The 19923-nt window shown below is 62.2% G+C and carries 14 protein-coding genes, 4 tRNA genes and 1 pseudogene; 18 read left to right on the forward strand and 1 reads right to left on the reverse strand.

Translation table 11 applies throughout. From position 1 onward, the window contains the following. Nucleotides 1-306: 306 nt before the first annotated feature. The 15 genes and pseudogenes from H5407_RS08215 (at nt 307) to H5407_RS24845 (ending at nt 15398) form a co-directional block, all read left to right on the forward strand. A tRNA-Tyr gene (locus H5407_RS08215) sits at nt 307-392 on the forward strand. Nucleotides 393-446: 54 nt separating this feature from the next. Beyond that, a tRNA-Gly gene (locus H5407_RS08220) sits at nt 447-520 on the forward strand. Nucleotides 521-592: 72 nt separating this feature from the next. Further along, a tRNA-Thr gene (locus H5407_RS08225) sits at nt 593-667 on the forward strand. 48 nt (nt 668-715) lie between these two features. Beyond that, nucleotides 716-1906: an elongation factor Tu gene (gene tuf / locus H5407_RS08230; protein ID WP_183103973.1), complete on the forward strand. Its 1191-nt coding sequence runs from the start codon at nt 716-718 to the stop codon at nt 1904-1906. A 15-nt stretch (nt 1907-1921) separates the two neighbouring features. After that, nucleotides 1922-1997, forward strand: a tRNA-Trp gene (locus H5407_RS08235). Between the two features lie 127 nt (nt 1998-2124). Next, nucleotides 2125-2508, forward strand: a complete 384-nt coding sequence (secE, locus tag H5407_RS08240; protein ID WP_183103974.1) for a preprotein translocase subunit SecE — start codon at nt 2125-2127, stop codon at nt 2506-2508. A gap of 9 nt (nt 2509-2517) precedes the next feature. After that, the gene (nusG, locus tag H5407_RS08245) at nt 2518-3099 is read left to right on the forward strand and encodes a transcription termination/antitermination protein NusG (protein WP_183103975.1); all 582 of its coding nucleotides are present in this window, start codon (nt 2518-2520) and stop codon (nt 3097-3099) included. Between the two features lie 181 nt (nt 3100-3280). After that, complete coding sequence (rplK, locus tag H5407_RS08250; protein WP_183103976.1) at nt 3281-3712, forward strand: 50S ribosomal protein L11; 432 nt, start codon at nt 3281-3283, stop codon at nt 3710-3712. 1 nt (nt 3713) lies between these two features. Then, on the forward strand, nt 3714-4421 hold the full coding sequence (gene rplA, locus H5407_RS08255; RefSeq protein WP_183103977.1) for a 50S ribosomal protein L1: 708 nt from the start codon (nt 3714-3716) through the stop codon (nt 4419-4421). A gap of 321 nt (nt 4422-4742) precedes the next feature. Further along, nucleotides 4743-5261, forward strand: coding sequence for a 50S ribosomal protein L10 (gene rplJ, locus H5407_RS08260; protein ID WP_183103978.1), 519 nt, complete (start codon nt 4743-4745; stop codon nt 5259-5261). Nucleotides 5262-5312: 51 nt separating this feature from the next. Next, nucleotides 5313-5693, forward strand: a complete 381-nt coding sequence (gene rplL, locus H5407_RS08265; protein WP_183103979.1) for a 50S ribosomal protein L7/L12 — start codon at nt 5313-5315, stop codon at nt 5691-5693. A 430-nt stretch (nt 5694-6123) separates the two neighbouring features. Further along, complete coding sequence (rpoB, locus tag H5407_RS08270) at nt 6124-10245, forward strand: DNA-directed RNA polymerase subunit beta (protein ID WP_183103980.1); 4122 nt, start codon at nt 6124-6126, stop codon at nt 10243-10245. Between the two features lie 21 nt (nt 10246-10266). Then, nucleotides 10267-14490 (forward strand): DNA-directed RNA polymerase subunit beta', encoded by a 4224-nt coding sequence (gene rpoC, locus H5407_RS08275; protein WP_183103981.1) that lies wholly within the window; start codon nt 10267-10269, stop codon nt 14488-14490. Between the two features lie 376 nt (nt 14491-14866). Further along, nucleotides 14867-15076 (forward strand): annotated as a pseudogene (locus H5407_RS24840) (transposase family protein); the annotation flags it as partial. Nucleotides 15077-15191: 115 nt separating this feature from the next. Next, nucleotides 15192-15398 carry a transposase gene (locus tag H5407_RS24845; RefSeq protein WP_183103982.1) on the forward strand — a complete coding sequence of 69 codons (207 nt, stop codon included), beginning with the start codon at nt 15192-15194 and terminating at the stop codon, nt 15396-15398. A gap of 188 nt (nt 15399-15586) precedes the next feature. On the opposite strand, the gene H5407_RS08285 is transcribed toward H5407_RS24845, so the two are convergent. Beyond that, on the reverse strand, nt 15587-16117 hold the full coding sequence (locus H5407_RS08285; RefSeq protein ID WP_255501144.1) for a putative toxin-antitoxin system toxin component, PIN family: 531 nt from the start codon (nt 16115-16117) through the stop codon (nt 15587-15589). A 424-nt stretch (nt 16118-16541) separates the two neighbouring features. Between H5407_RS08285 and rpsL the strand changes: the two genes are divergently transcribed. From rpsL to fusA, 3 genes are all read left to right on the forward strand, one after another. Continuing rightward, nucleotides 16542-16919, forward strand: coding sequence for a 30S ribosomal protein S12 (gene rpsL / locus H5407_RS08290; RefSeq protein ID WP_183103984.1), 378 nt, complete (start codon nt 16542-16544; stop codon nt 16917-16919). Between the two features lie 174 nt (nt 16920-17093). Next, a complete protein-coding gene (gene rpsG, locus H5407_RS08295; RefSeq protein ID WP_183103985.1) occupies nt 17094-17564 on the forward strand; it encodes a 30S ribosomal protein S7 in 471 nt (156 codons plus the stop codon). A 69-nt stretch (nt 17565-17633) separates the two neighbouring features. After that, nucleotides 17634-19736 carry an elongation factor G gene (gene fusA / locus H5407_RS08300; RefSeq protein ID WP_183103986.1) on the forward strand — a complete coding sequence of 701 codons (2103 nt, stop codon included), beginning with the start codon at nt 17634-17636 and terminating at the stop codon, nt 19734-19736. The last annotated feature ends 187 nt before the right edge of the window (nt 19737-19923 follow it).

Here is a 19923-nt window from a genome sequence, read left to right on the forward strand (position 1 = left end):
GGTTGCGCGGGCGGCGATTCGAGTGCTGGCTTGACTCGCCGTTGGGAGGGGCTTGTGCATCCGGGCGCGAGTCCGGCGGCGCTATCTTGATGTGTCTTTGTAGAAGCTGCTATAGTCTCTGGCTCCGCTGATGCGGGTCTGGTTTGAGGTGATGTTTTGTGGCGCAAGCCGCGAGAGCTCGCCAAAAAGTGGATCGGCAGCTAGGGTGCAGTGAGTCAGTCGCTGGCGCTTGAAGGATGCTCGAAAGAGTTTTTCAAAAGTTGCTTGAGAACTTGAAAAGCTGTGCTACAGTAGCGGGCTTGCCTCGGAGGGGTGGCCGAGTGGTTAAAGGCAGCAGACTGTAAATCTGCCCGCTTATGCGTACGCTGGTTCGAATCCAGCCTCCTCCACCAAGGCAAAGCAAGCTCGATGGGCCAGTGGTTCTGGTTCAAAGAGAAAACTCCCGGGCGGGAGTAGTTCAATGGTAGAACCTTAGCCTTCCAAGCTAATGACACGGGTTCGATTCCCGTTTCCCGCTCCAGCGGCAGCTTGAAAGTCGTGTCGGCACCGGTTTGATGAAAGCGTCTTTCGTCGTCGCCAAACCCGTGTCGATGCCCATGTGGCTCAGTGGTAGAGCACTCCCTTGGTAAGGGAGAGGTCACGCGTTCGATCCGCGTCATGGGCACCACCTCCTTTCTCCCCTTCTCTTTTCTGATCTGATCGCCAGGAGCGCAAGATGGCAAAAGGCAAGTTTGAACGTACCAAGCCGCACGTGAACGTGGGCACGATTGGTCACGTTGACCATGGCAAGACCACGCTGACGGCTGCTATCGCAACGGTGCTGTCGAAGAAGTTCGGTGGCGAGGCCAAGGCCTATGACCAGATCGACGCTGCGCCCGAAGAAAAGGCTCGCGGCATCACGATCAACACCGCGCACGTTGAGTACGAGACCGCCAATCGCCACTATGCTCACGTGGACTGCCCGGGCCACGCTGACTATGTGAAGAACATGATCACCGGTGCCGCCCAGATGGACGGTGCGATCCTGGTGTGCTCGGCCGCTGACGGCCCGATGCCCCAGACCCGCGAGCACATCCTGCTGGCGCGTCAGGTCGGTGTGAAGTACATCATCGTCTTCCTGAACAAGTGCGACATGGTGGACGACGCCGAGCTGCTGGAGCTGGTGGAAATGGAAGTCCGCGAGCTGCTGAGCAAGTACGACTTCCCCGGCGACGACACCCCGATCGTGAAGGGTTCGGCCAAGCTGGCGCTGGAAGGCGACACGGGCGATCTGGGCGAGCAGGCCATCATGCGCCTGGCTGACGCTCTGGACAGCTACATCCCCCAGCCTGAGCGTGCCGTGGACGGCGCCTTCCTGCTGCCGGTGGAAGACGTGTTCTCGATTTCTGGCCGTGGCACCGTGGTGACCGGTCGCGTCGAGCGCGGCATCATCAAGGTCGGCGAGGAAATCGAAATCGTCGGTATCCGTGATCTGCAAAAGACCACCGTGACCGGCGTGGAAATGTTCCGCAAGCTGCTGGACCAAGGTCAGGCTGGCGACAACGTCGGTATCCTGCTGCGCGGCACCAAGCGTGAAGACGTCGAGCGCGGCCAAGTGCTGGCCAAGCCCGGCACCATCAAGCCGCACACCCACTTCACTGCTGAGATCTATGTTCTGAGCAAGGAAGAGGGCGGCCGTCACACCCCGTTCTTCAACAACTACCGTCCCCAGTTCTACTTCCGTACCACGGACGTGACCGGTGCCGTGGAGCTGCCGAAGGACAAGGAAATGGTCATGCCCGGCGACAACGTCGGCATCACCGTGAAGCTGATCGCTCCGATCGCCATGGAAGAAGGTCTGCGTTTCGCTATCCGCGAAGGCGGCCGTACCGTCGGCTCGGGCGTGGTTGCCACCATCATCGAGTAATCTTTGAAAGGCCACAGGGGCATAGCTCAATTGGCAGAGCGTCGGTCTCCAAAACCGAAGGTTGGGGGTTCGAGACCCTCTGCCCCTGCCAACAGTCTCTGATCAGGATTGTTGGTCTTTGTGGTCAAGCCAAGCCCGCGGGAGTTCATCTCGGCGGGCTTTGCTGCTGATGGGTCAGGATTGACCCTTGCCCGATCCGGGCGCTGAAAGCGAATCGAATGTCCAATCCTCAAGTCGAAACCGTCACCTCCGGCGCCGACAAGGTCAAGCTGGCTGGTGCCGTGCTGCTGTTGATCGGCGCGCTGGTGGCCTTCTACGCCTTGTCCAAGCAAGGCGCCCTGGCCCAGTGGGGCGCGTTGCTCGTGCTGCTGGCTGCGGCGGCGGGTGCCTTCTTTACCTCCGAGTCCGGCAAGTCGCTGATCGCCTATGGTCAGGACTCGCTGCGTGAGGTTCGCAAGGTGGTGTGGCCCACCCGCAAGGAAGCGACGCAGATGACGGGCTACGTCTTTGCCTTCGTTGTCGTGATGGCGCTGTTCCTGTTCCTCACGGACAAGACCCTGGAATGGCTGTTGTATGACCTGATCCTCGGTTGGAAGCGCTAAAGGACTGATATGAGCGAAGAGCAACAAGTTGCCTCGACCGAGGCCGTGCCGGCCGGTCTTCCCAAGCGCTGGTACGTGGTCCATGCCTATTCCGGCATGGAGAAGGCCGTCGAGCGCAATCTGCGCGAGCGCATCGACCGCGCCGGCATGCAGGACAAGTTCGGCCGCATCCTGGTCCCCACGGAAGAAGTGGTGGAGCTGAAGAACGGCAAGAAATCCGTGACCGAGCGTCGTTTCTTCCCCGGCTATGTGCTGGTGGAGATGCTCATGGACGACGACACCTGGCACCTGGTCAAGAACACCTCCAAGGTGACGGGCTTTGTGGGCGGCGCCAAGAATCGCCCCGCCCCGATCTCCGAGCATGAGGTGATGAAGATCGTCAACCAGATGCAGGAAGGCGTCGAGAAGCCCCGGCCCAAGGTCGAGTGGACCGTCGGCGAAATCGTTCGTGTCAAGGAAGGCCCATTCACCGATTTCAATGGCGCCATCGAGGAAGTCAATTACGACAAATCCAAGGTGCGCGTTTCGGTCACGATCTTCGGTCGTGCCACGCCGGTGGAGCTGGACTTCTCCCAGGTCGAGAAGGTCTGACGCCAAGAACAGGGGCCCGATGCGGCCCTTCAGGTGCTTTCAGGCATCTGGACAACGCATCCGTAGCCAGCCTGCGACGAGACGCAGGCAAGAGGAGCCAGGGTAAAGGCGCAAGCCCCAGTCCCTGGCGCTAGCACTCAGGCGCAGCGGCGAGGCCGCCGCGGCGCTTCTAGGAGAAAACATGGCCAAGAAGATTGTCGGCTTCATCAAGCTGCAAATTCCGGCTGGCAAGGCAAATCCTTCGCCTCCGGTCGGTCCCGCGCTGGGTCAGCGCGGCCTGAACATCATGGAATTCTGCAAGGCGTTCAACGCCCAGACGCAGAGCTATGAGCCGGGCCTGAAGCTGCCGGTGGTGATCACCGCCTTCGCAGACAAGAGCTTCACCTTCATCATCAAGTCGCCGCCCGCGACCGTGCTGCTGAAGAAGGCTGCCAAGATCGAGAAGGGTTCTCAGCGTCCCCATCTGGACAAGGTCGGCAAGCTGACCCGTGCCCAGCTGGAAGAAATCGCCAAGACCAAGCAGAAGGACCTGACGGCCGCCGACATGGATGCCGCCGTCCGCACCATCGCTGGCTCGGCCCGCTCGATGGGCATCATCGTGGAGGGTGTGTGACATGGCTAAGCTGACCAAGAAGCAAAAAGCTTTGCAAGGCAAGGTCGAGACCACCAAGCTGTACCCCCTGGGTGACGCTCTGAACCTGGTCAAGGAACTGGCCACCGCCAAGTTCGATGAATCCATCGACGTGGCTGTGCAGCTGGGCATCGATGCCAAGAAGTCGGACCAAGTGGTGCGCGGCGCTGTCGTGCTGCCCCATGGCACCGGCAAGACCAAGCGCGTGGCGGTCTTCGCCCAAGGTGCCAAGGCTGAAGAAGCCAAGGCTGCCGGCGCTGACGTCGTCGGCATGGAAGACCTGGCTGAGCGCGTGAAGGCTGGTGACATGCCCTTCGACGTGGTCATCGCCTCGCCGGACACCATGCGTATCGTCGGTACCCTGGGTCAGATCCTGGGTCCCCGTGGCCTGATGCCGAACCCCAAGGTCGGCACCGTGACCCCGGATGTTGCCACCGCTGTCAAGAACGCCAAGGCTGGCCAGGTCCAGTTCCGCGTCGATAAGGCCGGCATCATCCACGGCACCATCGGCCGTCGTTCCTTCGACACCGACAAGCTGCAAGACAACCTGCGTGCGCTGATCGAGGCTCTGAACAAGTCCAAGCCGGCCACCAGCAAGGGCGTCTACCTGCGCAAGGTGGCTGTGTCTTCGACCATGGGCGTCGGTGCCCGTGTCGAAATCGCCAGCATCAATGCCGCAGCCGCAGCTTAAAACACGCTGATGCGCTGCAGCCCGGCGTGAGCCAGGCTGCGAAGAATCTGCGCGGTGCGAGTCTGGCACCGCGCGACAAGATTGGTGGGGCGCCTCTGGCTTAGGTCGGAGGCGCGTCATCCAAGACCGCTGGTGTGAAGCCCTGCAGTACCGGGGCGACGCTTAATGGCCACCGCGTGTGGCAGCCAGCGCAGATGGCGAACCCGCTGAAGGGAAAGTTTTGTACCAGGCCTGTCCTGGTGTGAGTTCCTGACAGAAGGTCGCTGAATTCCGGTGTGCCGGAGGTCGCAAGACCGAAGGCATTTTTGTGAGGAGTAGACCTTGAGTCTCAATCGCAACGAGAAAGCAGCCGTCGTGTCGGACGTGGCAGCCCAGGCTGCCAAGGCCCAGACGCTGGCGCTGGCCGAGTACCGTGGCCTCACCGTTGAAGCCTTGAACAAGCTGCGCGTCACCGCGCGTGCGCAAGGTGTGTATCTTCACGTGCTGAAGAACACCCTGGCACGTCGCGCTGTGGCCGGCACCTCGTTCGAGGTCGCTTCGGAGAGCATGGTCGGCCCGCTGATCTACGGCTTTTCGGAAGATGCTGTCGCGGCTGCCAAAGTCATCGCTGACTTTGCCAAGACCAATGACAAGCTGGTGATCAAGGGCGGCGCCTATGGCGGCAAGGCCCTGGACGTCAACGGTGTGAAGGCCCTGGCCGCCGTGCCGAGCAAGGAAGTGCTGCTGTCGCAAGTGGCCGGCCTGCTCAAGTCGCCCGTGCAGCGTACCGCTGCCGTGCTGGCTGCACTGGCTCAGCAACGTGGTGGCGGCGCAGAAGCCGAAGCCCCGGCTGCCGCCTGATCGACGACGATCACCGCATCAACTGCAACTTATCTGTATTTAGGAAACATCATGGCATTCGATAAAGACGCATTCCTGGCTGCTCTGGACAGCATGACCGTTCTGGAACTGAACGACCTGGTCAAGGCCATCGAAGAGAAGTTCGGCGTGTCCGCCGCTTCCATGGCTGCTCCCGCCGCTGGCGGCGCTGCTGGCGCTGGCGCTGCTGCTGCTGAAGAAAAGACCGAGTTCACCGTGGTGCTGGCTGAAGCCGGTTCCAACAAGGTGGGCGTGATCAAGGCCGTGCGTGAAATCACCGGCCTGGGTCTGAAGGAAGCTAAGGACCTGGTCGATGGCGCTCCGAAGCCCGTCAAGGAAGGCGTTGCCAAGGCTGACGCCGAAGCCGCCAAGAAGAAGCTGGAAGAAGCCGGCGCCAAGGTCGAACTCAAGTAATTCGTACGGCGTTCGGCTACTGCGCCGGGCGATCTCGGGCTTTCGATGCTCGCCGTACCCAAGTACGGCTGCGCGTCTCAAGCCCGACCTCGACCAGCTCGCTACGCCGCCCGCCGCACGAATTCAGGTTCACCTGGATTCGAGAAGGGGTTGCCTTTGGGCTTCCCCTTTTTCGTCATTGCGGGTTTATCTTGATTGAGAACAGCTGAAAGTGCTTCGCGAGGTATCATTCGCGGTTCTTTCAAGTGTTCTCTGATCCGACTGCAGAGAGCAGGTTTGGTCGGACTCTGGTGACGCATGAGCATGCGGCCGGGGTTGTCCGCCAGCGGTTGGTAGTGGCCAACCACCAAGCTTCGGGTGCAATGCCTGAATAGCCAGTCGCCGACGCAGCCCCTGCCATGGCCAGGTGGGGGCTAGCCACGGAGTGTTTATGGCGCAAACAACCCCCTACAGCTATACCGAGCGCAAGCGTATCCGCAAGAGCTTCGGCAAGCGCGAGAACGTCCAGAACGTTCCCTATTTGCTGACCATGCAGAAGGACTCTTACGTCGCCTTCCTGCAAAAAGACCTTCCCCCCGCCAAGCGCAAGCCAGAAGGCTTGCAGGCAGCCTTCCTCTCCGCCTTCCCGATCGTGTCGCACAACGGGTTCGTGGAGATGAAGTTCCTCGAGTACAACATCGCCAAGCCGCCGTTTGACACCCGCGAGTGCCAACAGCGTGGCCTGACCTATGCAGCGGCCGTCCGCGCCCGCCTGCAGATGATCATCTACGACCGCGAGAGCCCCCAGGCCAAGACGGTCAAGGAAATCAAGGAACAAGAGGTCTACATGGGCGAAGTGCCCCTGATGACCGATTACGGTTCCTTCATCGTCAACGGCACCGAGCGTGTCATCGTCTCGCAGCTGCACCGCTCGCCCGGCGTGTTCTTCGAACACGACAAGGGCAAGACCCACTCGTCCGGCAAGCTGCTGTTCTCTGCCCGCATCATTCCCTACCGCGGCTCCTGGCTGGACTTCGAGTTCGACCCGAAGGACATCCTGTACTTCCGCGTCGACCGCCGCCGCAAGATGCCGGTCACCATCCTGCTCAAGGCTATCGGCCTGAATCCCGAGCAGATCCTGGCCCACTTCTTCGTGTTCGACAACTTCCGTCTGATGGACTCCGGTGCCCAGATGGAATTCGTGGCCGACCGCCTGAAGGGTGAGGTCGCCCGCTTCGACATCACCGACAAGAACGGCAATGTCCTCGTCGAGAAGGACAAGCGCATTACCGCCCGCCATGTGCGCCAGCTGGAGCAGTCCGGCACGCAGCACGTCACGGTGCCCGAAGACTTCCTGGTCGGCCGCGTGCTGGCCAAGAACATGGTCGACGGCGACACCGGCGAGATCATCGCCAAGGCCAATGACGAGCTGACCGACTCGCTGCTGAAGAAGCTGCGCAGCGCCGGCATCAAGGACATCCAGTGCCTGTACACCAACGAGCTGGATGAAGGCGCCTACATCAGCCAGACTCTGGCTCTGGATGAAACGACCGAGCAATTGGCTGCCCGCGTCGCCATCTATCGCATGATGCGCCCCGGCGAGCCGCCGACGGAAGACGCCGTCGAGGCCCTGTTCAACCGCCTGTTCTACAGCGAAGACACCTACGATCTGTCGCGCGTCGGCCGGATGAAGTTCAACGCCCGCGTGGGCCGCGACACGCCGGAAGGCAACATGACCCTCTCGAACGAGGACATCCTCGATGTGGTCAAGATCCTGGTCGAGCTGCGCAACGGCCGCGGTGAAGTCGATGACATCGACCACCTGGGCAACCGTCGCGTGCGCTGCGTGGGTGAACTGGCCGAGAACCAGTACCGCTCGGGCCTGGCCCGCATCGAGAAGGCCGTGAAGGAGCGTCTGGGCCAGGCCGAGACCGAAGCCCTGATGCCGCACGACCTGATCAACTCCAAGCCGATCTCTGCGGCTCTGAAGGAGTTCTTCGGTGCGTCGCAGCTGTCGCAGTTCATGGACCAGACCAATCCGCTGTCCGAAATCACGCACAAGCGGCGTGTCTCGGCACTGGGCCCGGGCGGTCTGACCCGTGAGCGCGCCGGCTTCGAAGTCCGCGACGTGCACCCCACCCACTACGGCCGTGTCTGCCCGATCGAAACGCCGGAAGGCCCGAACATCGGTCTGATCAACTCGCTGGCTCTGTACGCCCAACTGAACGAGTACGGCTTCCTGGAGACGCCCTACCGTCGCGTGGTCGATGGCAAGGTGACCGACCAGATCGATTACCTGTCAGCCATCGAGGAAGGCAAGTACGTCATCGCCCAGGCCAATGCCACGCTGAACCAGGAAGGCCAGCTGGTCGATGAACTGGTGTCTGCCCGTGAGAACGGCGAATCGGTGCTGACCTCGCCGGAGCGCATCCAGTACATGGACGTGGCGCCGACGCAGATCGTGTCCGTTGCTGCCTCGCTCGTGCCCTTCCTCGAGCACGACGATGCGAACCGCGCACTGATGGGCGCCAACATGCAGCGTCAGGCTGTGCCAACCCTGCGCCCCGAAAAGGCCTTCGTCGGTACCGGCGTGGAGCGCGTGGCGGCCAAGGACTCGGGCACTGTCGTGGCAGCCCGCCGCGGCGGCATCGTGGACTACGTCGATACCAACCGCATCGTGATCCGCGTCAATGACGAGGAAACGGTGGCCGGTGAAGTCGGCGTCGATATCTACAACCTGATCAAGTACCAGCGTTCCAACCAGAACACCAACATCCACCAGCGCCCCATCGTGCGCCGGGGTGACAAGGTGGCTGCCGAGGACATCATTGCCGACGGCGCCTCGACCGACATCGGTGAACTGGCCCTGGGCCAGAACATGCTGGTCGCCTTCATGCCCTGGAACGGCTACAACTTCGAAGATTCGATCCTGATCTCCGAACGCGTGGTGGCCGAAGACCGCTACACCTCGATCCACATCGAGGAGCTGGTGGTCATGGCCCGCGACACCAAGCTGGGTTCCGAGGAAATCACCCGCGACATCCCGAACCTGTCCGAGCAGCAGCTGGCTCGTCTGGACGAGTCCGGCATTGTCTACATCGGCGCTGAAGTCGGCCCCGGCGACGTGCTGGTCGGCAAGGTGACTCCGAAGGGCGAAACCACACTGACCCCGGAAGAGAAGCTGCTGCGCGCCATCTTCGGCGAGAAGGCGTCCGACGTGAAGGACACCTCGCTGCGCGTGGACCAGGGCACCTCCGGCACCGTCATCGACGTGCAGGTCTTCACCCGTGAAGGCATCCAGCGTGACAAGCGCGCCCAGCAGATCATCGACGACGAGCTGAAGCGCTTCCGGCTGGACCTGAACGACCAGCTGCGCATCGTGGAGGCCGACGCCTTTGACCGTATCGAGAAACTGCTGAACGGCAAGGTCGCCAATGGCGGCCCGAAGAAGATCGCCAAGGGCACGGTCATCACCAAGGAGTATCTGGCCGAGGTCGAGAAGTTCCACTGGTTCGACATTCGTCCCGCCGAGGACGATGTCGCCAACCAATTGGAATCGATCAAGAACTCGCTGGAGCAGACCCGTCACAGCTTCGACTTGGCTTTCGAAGAGAAGCGCAAGAAGCTGACGCAAGGCGACGAGCTGCCCGCCGGCGTGCTGAAGATGGTCAAGGTCTACCTGGCCGTCAAGCGCCGCCTGCAGCCTGGTGACAAGATGGCCGGCCGTCACGGCAACAAGGGCGTCGTGTCCAAGATCACCCCGATCGAAGACATGCCTTACATGGCCGACGGCACGCCCGCCGACATCGTTCTGAACCCGCTGGGCGTGCCCTCGCGGATGAACGTGGGTCAGGTCCTGGAAGTGCACCTGGGTTGGGCCGGCAAGGGCATCGGCCAGCGCATTGGGGACATGCTCCAGCAGCACGCTGCCGTCAGCGAGCTGCGCAAGTTCCTGGACGAGCTCTACAACAAGAGCGGTGGCAAGCCCGAGAACCTGGAAGAGCTCAGCGACAAGGAAGTCGTCGAGATGGCCCAGAACCTCTCCAAGGGTGTTCCTTTCGCGACCCCGGTCTTCGACGGTGCCAAGGAAGAGGAAATCCGCGGCATGCTGAAGCTGGCGTACCCGGACGATATCGCCGCCCGCAAGGGCCTGACCGAGACCCGCACGCAGGCCTACCTGTATGACGGCCGCACCGGCGAGCAGTTCGAGCGTCCGACGACCATCGGCTACATGCACGTGCTGAAGCTGCACCACTTGGTGGACGACAAGATGCACGCCCGTTCGACCGGCCCGTACTCGCTCGTCACGCAGCAGCCGCTGGGTGGTAAGGCGCAATTCGGTGGCCAGCGCTTCGGTGAAATGGAAGTGTGGGCCCTGGAAGCCTATGGCGCGTCCTACGTGCTGCAGGAAATGCTGACCGTGAAGTCCGATGACGTGAATGGCCGTACCAAGGTCTACGAGAACATCGTCAAGGGCGAGCACGCCATCGACGCCGGCATGCCGGAGTCGTTCAACGTGCTGGTGAAGGAAATCCGTTCGCTCGGTATCGACATCGAGCTCGAGCGCAACTAAGAGACGGAACAGGAGAAACACATGAAAGGTTTGCTGGACCTGTTCAAGCAGTTCACGCCCGACGAGCACTTCGACGCGATCAAGATCGGGCTGGCCTCGCCCGAGAAGATCCGTTCGTGGTCCTTCGGCGAGGTGAAGAAGCCCGAGACCATCAACTACCGGACCTTCAAGCCGGAGCGTGATGGCCTGTTCTGCGCCAAGATCTTCGGCCCGATCAAGGACTACGAGTGCCTGTGCGGCAAGTACAAGCGCCTGAAGCACCGCGGCGTGATCTGCGAGAAGTGCGGCGTCGAAGTGACCCAGACCAAGGTGCGCCGCGAGCGCATGGGCCACATCGACCTGGCGGCTCCCTGCGCCCATATCTGGTTCCTGAAGTCACTGCCTTCGCGCCTGGGCCTGGTGCTGGACATGACGCTGCGCGACATCGAGCGCGTGCTGTACTTCGAAGCCTATGTGGTTGTCGATCCCGGCATGACCCCGCTGAAGAAGTTCTCGATCATGAGCGAGGACGACTACGACGCGAAGCGTGCCGAGTACGGTGACGAGTTCATCGCGCTGATGGGCGCCGAGGGCATCAAGAAGCTGCTGGAGGAGATGGATCTCGACATCGAGATCGATCGCCTGCGCAACGACATGACCGGCTCGGAGCTCAAGGTCAAGAAGAACTCCAAGCGCCTCAAGGTCATGGAGGCCTTCAAGAAGTCGGGCATCAAGCCGAACTGGATGGTCATGGACGTGCTGCCCGTGCTGCCGCCGGACCTGCGTCCGCTGGTGCCGCTGGACGGTGGCCGCTTCGCGACCTCTGACCTGAACGACCTCTACCGTCGCGTCATCAACCGCAACAACCGTCTGGCTCGTCTGCTGGAGTTGAAGGCCCCTGAGATCATCGTGCGCAACGAAAAGCGCATGCTGCAGGAAGCCGTTGACTCCCTGCTGGACAACGGTCGCCGCGGCAAGGCCATGACGGGCGCCAACAAGCGCGCCCTGAAGTCCTTGGCCGACATGATCAAGGGCAAGAGCGGTCGCTTCCGTCAGAACCTGCTGGGCAAGCGCGTGGACTACTCCGGTCGTTCCGTGATTACCGTCGGCCCAACCCTGAAGCTGCACCAGTGCGGCCTGCCGAAGCTGATGGCGCTTGAGCTGTTCAAGCCTTTCATCTTCTCGCGCCTGGAGGCCATGGGCATCGCCACGACCATCAAGGCGGCCAAGAAGGAAGTGGAATCCGGCACCCCTGTGGTGTGGGACATCCTAGAAGAGGTGATCAAGGAGCACCCGGTGCTGCTGAACCGCGCACCGACCCTGCACCGCCTCGGCATCCAGGCCTTTGAGCCCGTGCTGATCGAAGGCAAGGCCATTCAACTGCACCCCCTGGTCTGCGCGGCCTTCAACGCCGACTTCGACGGTGACCAGATGGCCGTCCACGTGCCCCTGTCCATCGAAGCGCAGATGGAAGCCCGCACCCTGATGCTGGCCTCCAACAACGTGCTGTTCCCGGCCTCCGGCGAGCCCTCCATCGTCCCGTCTCAAGACGTGGTGCTGGGCCTGTACTACGCCACCCGCGATCGCATCAACGGGAAGGGCGAAGGCATGGTCTTCTCCGACGTGTCGGAGATGCTACGTGCGCTGGAAAACGGCGTGGTGGAAATCACCGCCAAGATCAGCGTGCGCCTGACCGAGTACACCAAGGACAAGGACACGGGCGAGTGGATCCCCGAGACCAAGCTGGTGGACACGACCGTCGGCCGCGCCCTGCTGTCCGAGATCCTGCCCAAGGGCCTGCCATTCTCGAACATCAACAAGGCGCTGAAGAAGAAGGAAATCTCGCGCCTGATCAACACCTCCTTCCGCAAGTGCGGCCTGAAGGAAACCGTGGTGCTGGCTGACAAGCTGCTGCAGTCCGGCTTCCGTCTGGCCACGCGCGCCGGCATCTCGATCGCCATCGACGACATGCTGGTCCCCAAGCAGAAGTACGAGCTGATCGAGCGCGCCGAGAAGGAAGTCAAGGAAATCGAGCAGCAGTACGTCTCGGGCTTGGTGACCGCTGGTGAGCGCTACAACAAGGTGGTGGACATCTGGGGCAAGACCGGTGACGAAGTCGGTAAGGTCATGATGTCGCAGCTGTCCAAGCAGAAGACCATCGACCGCAACGGCAAGGAAGTGGATCAGGAGTCCTTCAACTCCATCTACATGATGGCTGACTCCGGTGCCCGCGGTAGCGCGGCCCAGATCCGCCAGCTCGCCGGCATGCGGGGGCTGATGGCCAAGCCGGACGGCTCCATCATCGAGACGCCCATCACCGCGAACTTCCGCGAAGGCCTGAACGTTCTGCAGTACTTCATTTCCACCCACGGCGCCCGTAAGGGTCTGGCGGATACGGCACTGAAGACCGCGAACTCGGGCTACCTGACTCGTCGTCTGGTCGACGTGACCCAGGATCTGGTGGTGGTCGAGGACGATTGCGGCACCGACAACGGCATCAACATGCGTGCGCTGGTCGAGGGTGGTGAAGTCATCGAGTCCCTGCGCGACCGCGTGCTGGGCCGCGTGGCTGCCATCGATGTCGTGCATCCGGAGACGCAGGGCGTGCTGTTGACCGCCGGCAACATGCTGGACGAAGACACGCTGGACGTGCTGGAACAAGCCGGCGTGGACGAGATCAAGGTTCGCACTCCGCTGACCTGCGGCACCCGTTTCGGTCTGTGCGCCAAGTGCTATGGCCGCGACCTCGGCCGTGGCGGCCTGGTCAACACCGGCGAGGCCGTGGGCGTGATCGCAGCGCAGTCCATCGGTGAGCCGGGTACCCAGCTGACCATGCGTACCTTCCACATCGGTGGTGCTGCATCGCGTGCTGCCGTCGCTTCGAGCGTGGAAGCCAAGTCGGACGGCATCATCGGCTTCAATGCCACGATGCGCTACGTCACGAATGGCAAGGGCGAACTGGTGGTGATTTCCCGTTCCGGTGAAATCATCATCGCCGACCAGCACGGCCGCGAGCGCGAGCGTCACAAGGTGCCTTACGGCGCGACCCTGAACGTCAAGGCCGACCAGACCCTCAAAGCAGGCACGGTGCTGGCGAACTGGGACCCGCTGACCCGCCCGATCATCACGGAATTTGCCGGTCAGGCGAAGTTCGAGAACGTCGAGGAAGGCGTCACCGTGGCCAAGCAGGTCGACGAAGTGACCGGTCTGTCCACCCTGGTGGTGATCGATCCGAAGCGCCGTGGCGCCGCCAAGGTGGTGCGTCCGCAGGTCAAGCTGCTGGATGCCAATGGCCAGGAAGTGAAGATCCCCGGCACCGACCACTCGGTGACGATCGGCTTCCAGGTCGGCGCGCTGATCCAGATCCGCGATGGTCAGGATCTGGCTCCCGGTGAAGTGCTGGCCCGTATCCCGGTCGAAGGTCAGAAGACCCGAGACATTACCGGCGGTCTGCCTCGTGTGGCAGAACTGTTCGAAGCTCGCTCGCCCAAGGACAAGGGCGTGCTGGCCGAGCAGACCGGTACCGTCTCCTTCGGCAAGGAAACCAAGGGCAAGGTTCGTCTGCAGATCACCGATCCGGACGGCAAGGTCTGGGAAGAACTCGTGCCCAAGGAAAAGAACATCCTGGTGCACGAAGGCCAGGTGGTCAACAAGGGTGAAGGCATCGTCGATGGCCCGGCCGATCCGCAGGACATCCTGCGCCTGCTGGGCATCGAGGAACTGGCTCGCTACATCGTCGATGAAGTGCAGGACGTCTACCGCCTGCAGGGCGTGAAGATCAACGACAAGCACATCGAGGTGATCGTTCGCCAGATGCTGCGCCGCGTGCAGATCGTCAACCCGGGTGACTCGACCTACATCATCGGCGAGCAGGTCGAGCGCTCTGAGCTGCTGGACACCAACGACCGCCTGCGCGGCGAGGGCAAGCTGATCGCCACGCACGCCGACGTGCTGCTGGGCATCACGAAGGCCTCGCTGTCGACCGACTCCTTCATCTCGGCTGCTTCCTTCCAGGAAACGACCCGCGTGCTGACCGAGGCTGCCATCATGGGCAAGCGCGACGAGCTGCGTGGTCTGAAGGAGAACGTGATCGTGGGTCGCCTGATCCCCGCCGGTACCGGCATGGCCTTCCACCAGGCCCGCCGAGCCAAGGAGGAAATGGACGACGCCGAGCGCCGTGCCATCGCCATGCAAGAAGCCGAGGAAATGGCTGCCGTGCAACTGGCTGCTCTGGACGAGCCGGCTGGCGAAGGTTCCGCCGAGTAAGGCTGAACGCGAGGGCCGGTGCAAGCCGGCCTGCGCCCCGACAAGCCGCCGCACCCGCAAGGGGCGGCGGCTTTTTTGTGGTTCTTCACAGAACTCCGGGGTGCCGGAAGGTATGCCCCAAATGGAAGAGCGGTGACTTCTCAGAGATGATGTTTGTGCGACCAATCATCAAATCCGAGCGCATCGCCCCATGGGCAAGGATGCTGCCTGGAGTCCGTTCTGGGAGGGCGTCAGCGTTGCTGACGCCCTAGTCGGCGAGGATCACGTTCGTTTCGAGTTGATTCCGTCAGCAGGCGTCGTGCCTCGATGTGGTCGTTGCTGCGAGCCGGTGAGTGCCGTTCACGAGCGAGTGGGCCGCTGCATTCGCGACCTGCCGATGCTGGGACTCAAGTTCCTGCTGGCGGTGGAATTACTGCGCCTGGCGTGCCCGCGCTGCGGGCAGTGCCTTCGGCATGCGAGATGGCTGGATCGACATTGCAGGAAGAGCCGGCGCATGGCTCAGACGGTGGCAGATTGCTGCAGCCACATGCCGCTGAAGTGCGTGGTCGAGATGTTCGGCTTGCACTGGTCCACCGTAAGGGAGCTGGATCACCGGCGCCTGCAGGCTATCGTGCAGGCGTTGCCGCCCGCGCAGCCCACGCAGTTGATCATGGACGAGTTCGCGCTGTTCAAGGGCCACCGCTATGCCAGCGTCATCTTGGATGCCGAACAGCGGGCGCGTTCTGCATGCGGCCCAGGGGCGCAGCCGAGCGGCGGTGAGGCCGTTCTTCCAGACGCTGGGGCGGCAGGGCTGCGCACGCATCCAGACCGTGGCCACCGGCATGAACAGCGCCTTCGATTTGGAGGTGCGTCACTTCTGCACGCGCGCCCGTATCGTCTATGACCTGTTCCACGTCGTGGCCACGTGAGGCCGAGAGGTGGTCTCGCGCGTGCGCGTCGATGCGGCCAATGAGCTTCGCCACGACAAGCCGGCCCGACGCGTCGTCAAGCAGGCCCACAGGCGCTTGCTCCGCAACCGAGGCGATCTCGATCCGGGCAGTGCTTCTCGGAATCCGTGAAGAACCTATTTTGTCCGGAAGGGGCGTTGGCGGGCGGCTTACGAAGCTGCGCCGGGGGTGGGGGCGCGCCGATTCAGCTCCAGCCACTGTTCAGGCCTCAAGATGGCCAGCCCCTGCTTGCGGGCACGCTTGGCCAGGGCCAGCACATCGCTGTCCCGGCTGATCAGGGCATCGACCTTCTGGGCCAGCGCCAGGTCGATGAACTTCTGATCATCCTTATCCCGGCATCTGAGAAGGGGCAGGGGGGCCTCCTCCGCATGAGGCTCGGGCATTTGGCACAGGCGCGCGAACACGGCCGCGATGCCGGCTGGATCCGGACTCCAGCGCGCGGCCACGCCCCGCGACAGCACATGCAGCAGTTCATCCCGCATGGCCACGCTGCCGATCCAGACCCAGTGGCCGGCCTCGATGGGTTCGACCAGCGCGCGGATGCCGGCGTCCCGGAACACCAGCCACTCCATGACCACCTGGGTGTCAAGCACCAGGCGTGGCACCTGGGCGGCAAGCACGCCTTGAGTGGCTTCGGCGCGGCCCTGGCCGGCGATCGTAGAGTCTGTGGAGGGAGTCAAGGGCAAGATGGGCATCACGGTTGAGCGAAGGGCGTCGGGGCAGAGTGACTGCAGTCGGTACGGGCCCTGGCTGGCGAATCGGCCGACTCCTGTCCTGAACAGGCCCAGGTTTCCGTCCCAAGGCGAGCCAGCGGATGACCTAGGGCGGCTCATTTTCCCAGCAAAGCCCCTGCCCATCGGCTTTGCGGGCGGGGCCGCTTGTGCAAAAGACGGCCGCTGGCATACAATCGAGGGCTCTCTAGTTGGTCTAGCTGCGCCCATAGAGGTGCAGGCAGCTTGAATTCAGCGTGCGGCGCTTAGGCGTTGCGCGCTTTTGTGCTTCCTTCAGAAGCATATCTGACAGGGTTTCGAGCGGTGTTTTGCCAGGTGGTAAAGCGCGCCGGGCCGCTAGAGGTCTGTGACTTCAAACGGGAACAAGTTACTTATGCCAACCATCAACCAGCTCGTGCGCCAAGGTCGTGAGACCGAGGTCACGAAGTCCAAGTCGCCTGCCATGCAGGCATGCCCTCAGCGTCGTGGCGTGTGCACCCGCGTGTACACCACGACCCCCAAGAAGCCGAACTCCGCTCTGCGTAAGGTCGCCAAGGTGCGTCTGACCAACGGCTTCGAGGTGATTTCCTACATCGGCGGTGAAGGCCACAACCTTCAAGAGCACAGCGTCGTGCTGGTGCGCGGCGGCCGTGTGAAGGATCTGCCGGGTGTTCGTTACCACATCGTCCGCGGTTCGCTGGACCTGCAAGGCGTCAAGGATCGCAAGCAGTCCCGCTCCAAGTACGGTGCCAAGCGCCCGAAGAAGGCCTAATTGAGTTGTCACGACCGGCCTTCAGGCTCTGGTCGGATGTTTTTGCGGAGCGCATGACCCCGTCGAGGGCACAGCGGCCGAGTAAGTGGATGTCCCGAATGCGTGGTCATCCCCGGTTGCGGCAAATGGCAGCAAGCCATTGCCAGACCAACTGAAGCGAAGAAGGAAATACCCATGCCACGTCGTCGCGAAGTACCCAAGCGCGAGATCCTGCCTGATCCCAAGTTCGGTAGCGTTGATCTGTCCAAGTTCATGAACGTCATCATGGAATCGGGCAAGAAGGCTGTCGCCGAGCGCATCATCTACGGCGCCCTCGAGCAAGTCGAGAAGAAGGCCGGCAAGGATCCGCTGGAAGTGTTCATGATCGCCTTGAACAACGTGAAGCCCATGGTCGAAGTGAAGTCCCGCCGTGTTGGCGGTGCGAACTACCAAGTTCCCGTGGAAGTTCGTCCCGTCCGCCGGATGGCTCTGGCCATGCGCTGGCTGAAGGAATCGGCCCGCAAGCGTGGCGAGAAGTCCATGGCTCAACGCCTGGCCAACGAACTGCTGGAGGCCTCGGAAGGCCGCGGCGGCGCCATGAAGAAGCGTGACGAAGTCCACCGTATGGCTGATGCCAACAAGGCGTTCTCGCACTTCCGCTTCTAAACACGACTTTTCTGGCCGCCTCGGGTTTCTACTGACCCGCTGGCGGCTCACTGCATCTGGAGCAAGATCATGGCCCGCAAGACCCCCATCGAGCGCTACCGCAATATCGGTATTTCGGCGCACATCGATGCCGGCAAGACCACGACGACCGAGCGCATCCTGTACTACACCGGTGTGAACCACAAGATCGGTGAAGTGCATGATGGCGCCGCCACCATGGACTGGATGGAGCAGGAGCAGGAGCGTGGCATCACGATCACTTCCGCTGCAACCACCTGCTTCTGGAAGGGCATGGACATGTCCTACCCGGAGCACCGCTTCAACATCATCGACACCCCGGGGCACGTGGACTTCACCATTGAGGTGGAGCGTTCCATGCGCGTGCTGGACGGTGCCTGCATGGTCTATTGCGCCGTGGGCGGCGTGCAGCCCCAGTCGGAAACCGTCTGGCGCCAGGCCAACAAGTACAAGGTGCCGCGTCTGGCCTTCGTGAACAAGATGGACCGTACCGGTGCCAACTTCTTCAAGGTCGTCGACCAGATGAAGACGCGCCTTAAGGCCAACCCTGTGCCCATCGTGATCCCCATCGGCGCTGAAGACAACTTCAAGGGCGTCGTGGACCTGCTGAAGATGAAGGCCATCATTTGGGACGAAGCTTCCCAAGGCATGAAGTTCAGCTACGAAGAGATCCCGGCTGATCTGGTCTCCGTTGCTCAAGAGTGGCGCGAGAAGATGGTCGAGGCTGCCGCCGAGGCCACCGAAGAGCTGATGAACAAGTACCTCGAGACGGGTGACCTGTCCGAGGAGGAGATCAAGCTCGCCCTGCGCACCCGCACGATTTCCACCGAAATCCAGCCGATGCTCTGCGGCACCGCCTTCAAGAACAAGGGTGTGCAGCGCATGCTGGATGCCGTGATCGACTTCCTGCCCTCCCCGGTGGATATCCCCCCGGTGACCGGCACCGACGAAGACGAGCAGCCGGCCACCCGCAAGGCTGACGACAGCGAGAAGTTCGCGGCCCTGGCCTTCAAGCTGATGACCGACCCGTACGTCGGTCAGCTGACCTTCGTTCGCGTGTACTCGGGTGTGCTGCAATCCGGCGCTACCGTGTACAACCCGATCCGTGGCAAGAAGGAGCGTATCGGCCGTATCCTGCAGATGCACGCCAACCAGCGTGAAGAAATCAAGGAAATTCTGGCCGGTGACATCGCTGCCTGCGTGGGTCTGAAGGACGTCACCACCGGCGAAACGCTGTGCGACCCGGAATCCGTGATCACTCTGGAAAAGATGGTCTTCCCTGAGCCTGTGATCTCGCAGGCCGTGGAACCCAAGACCAAGGCTGACCAGGAGAAGATGGGCCTGGCTCTGGGCCGTCTGGCAGCGGAAGATCCCTCGTTCCGTCTGCGTACCGACGAAGAGTCCGGTCAGACCATCATTTCCGGCATGGGCGAGCTCCACCTGGAAATCATTGTCGACCGCATGAAGCGCGAGTTCGGCGTGGAAGCCAACGTGGGCAAGCCGCAAGTGGCCTACCGCGAAACCATCCGCAAGACCGCCACCGACGTCGAAGGCAAGTTCGTTCGCCAGTCGGGTGGTAAGGGTCAGTACGGTCACGTCGTGCTGACGGTCGAGCCGCAAGAAGCCGGCAAGGGCTTCGAGTTCGTCGACGCCATCAAGGGCGGCGTGGTGCCTCGCGAGTACATCCCCGCGGTGGAAAAGGGCATCATCGACACCCTGCCGAACGGCGTGCTGGCCGGCTACCCCGTGGTGGACGTCAAGGTCACCCTGACCTTCGGTTCCTACCACGATGTGGACTCGAACGAAAACGCCTTCAAGATGGCTGCTTCGATGGGCTTCAAGGATGCTTGCCGCAAGGCCAGCCCTGTGATCCTCGAGCCCATGATGGCCGTGGAAGTGGAAACGCCGGAAGACTACGCAGGCTCGGTGATGGGCGATCTTTCCAGCCGTCGCGGCATGGTTCAGGGCATGGACGACATGGTTGGTGGCGGCAAGATCATCAAGGCAGAGGTTCCTCTGTCTGAAATGTTCGGCTACTCGACCACCCTGCGTTCGATGTCGCAAGGCCGCGCCACGTACACCATGGAGTTCAAGCACTACAGCGAAGCTCCGAAGAACGTGGCTGACGCGATCATTACCGCTCGCGCCAAGTAAAGACCATCCCCTACCGCCTGCGGCGGCCCCCTCAAGGGGGCGAGCTCGTAGGACCGGCGAAGCCGGATCCTCGGGCTCCATGCGGAGGACGGCCCTTCGGGCGTCCGTCTCGTGGCCAGGTGGTTGGGGCATGAATCGTCTTCGTCGAGAGTCTCCTGCTTGCCAGCCGGCAGGGATCAAGGCCTCG

It is taken from the genome of Mitsuaria sp. WAJ17 (assembly GCF_014174515.1).
In the GTDB taxonomy this organism is placed as follows: Bacteria; Pseudomonadota; Gammaproteobacteria; order Burkholderiales; family Burkholderiaceae_C; genus Roseateles_B.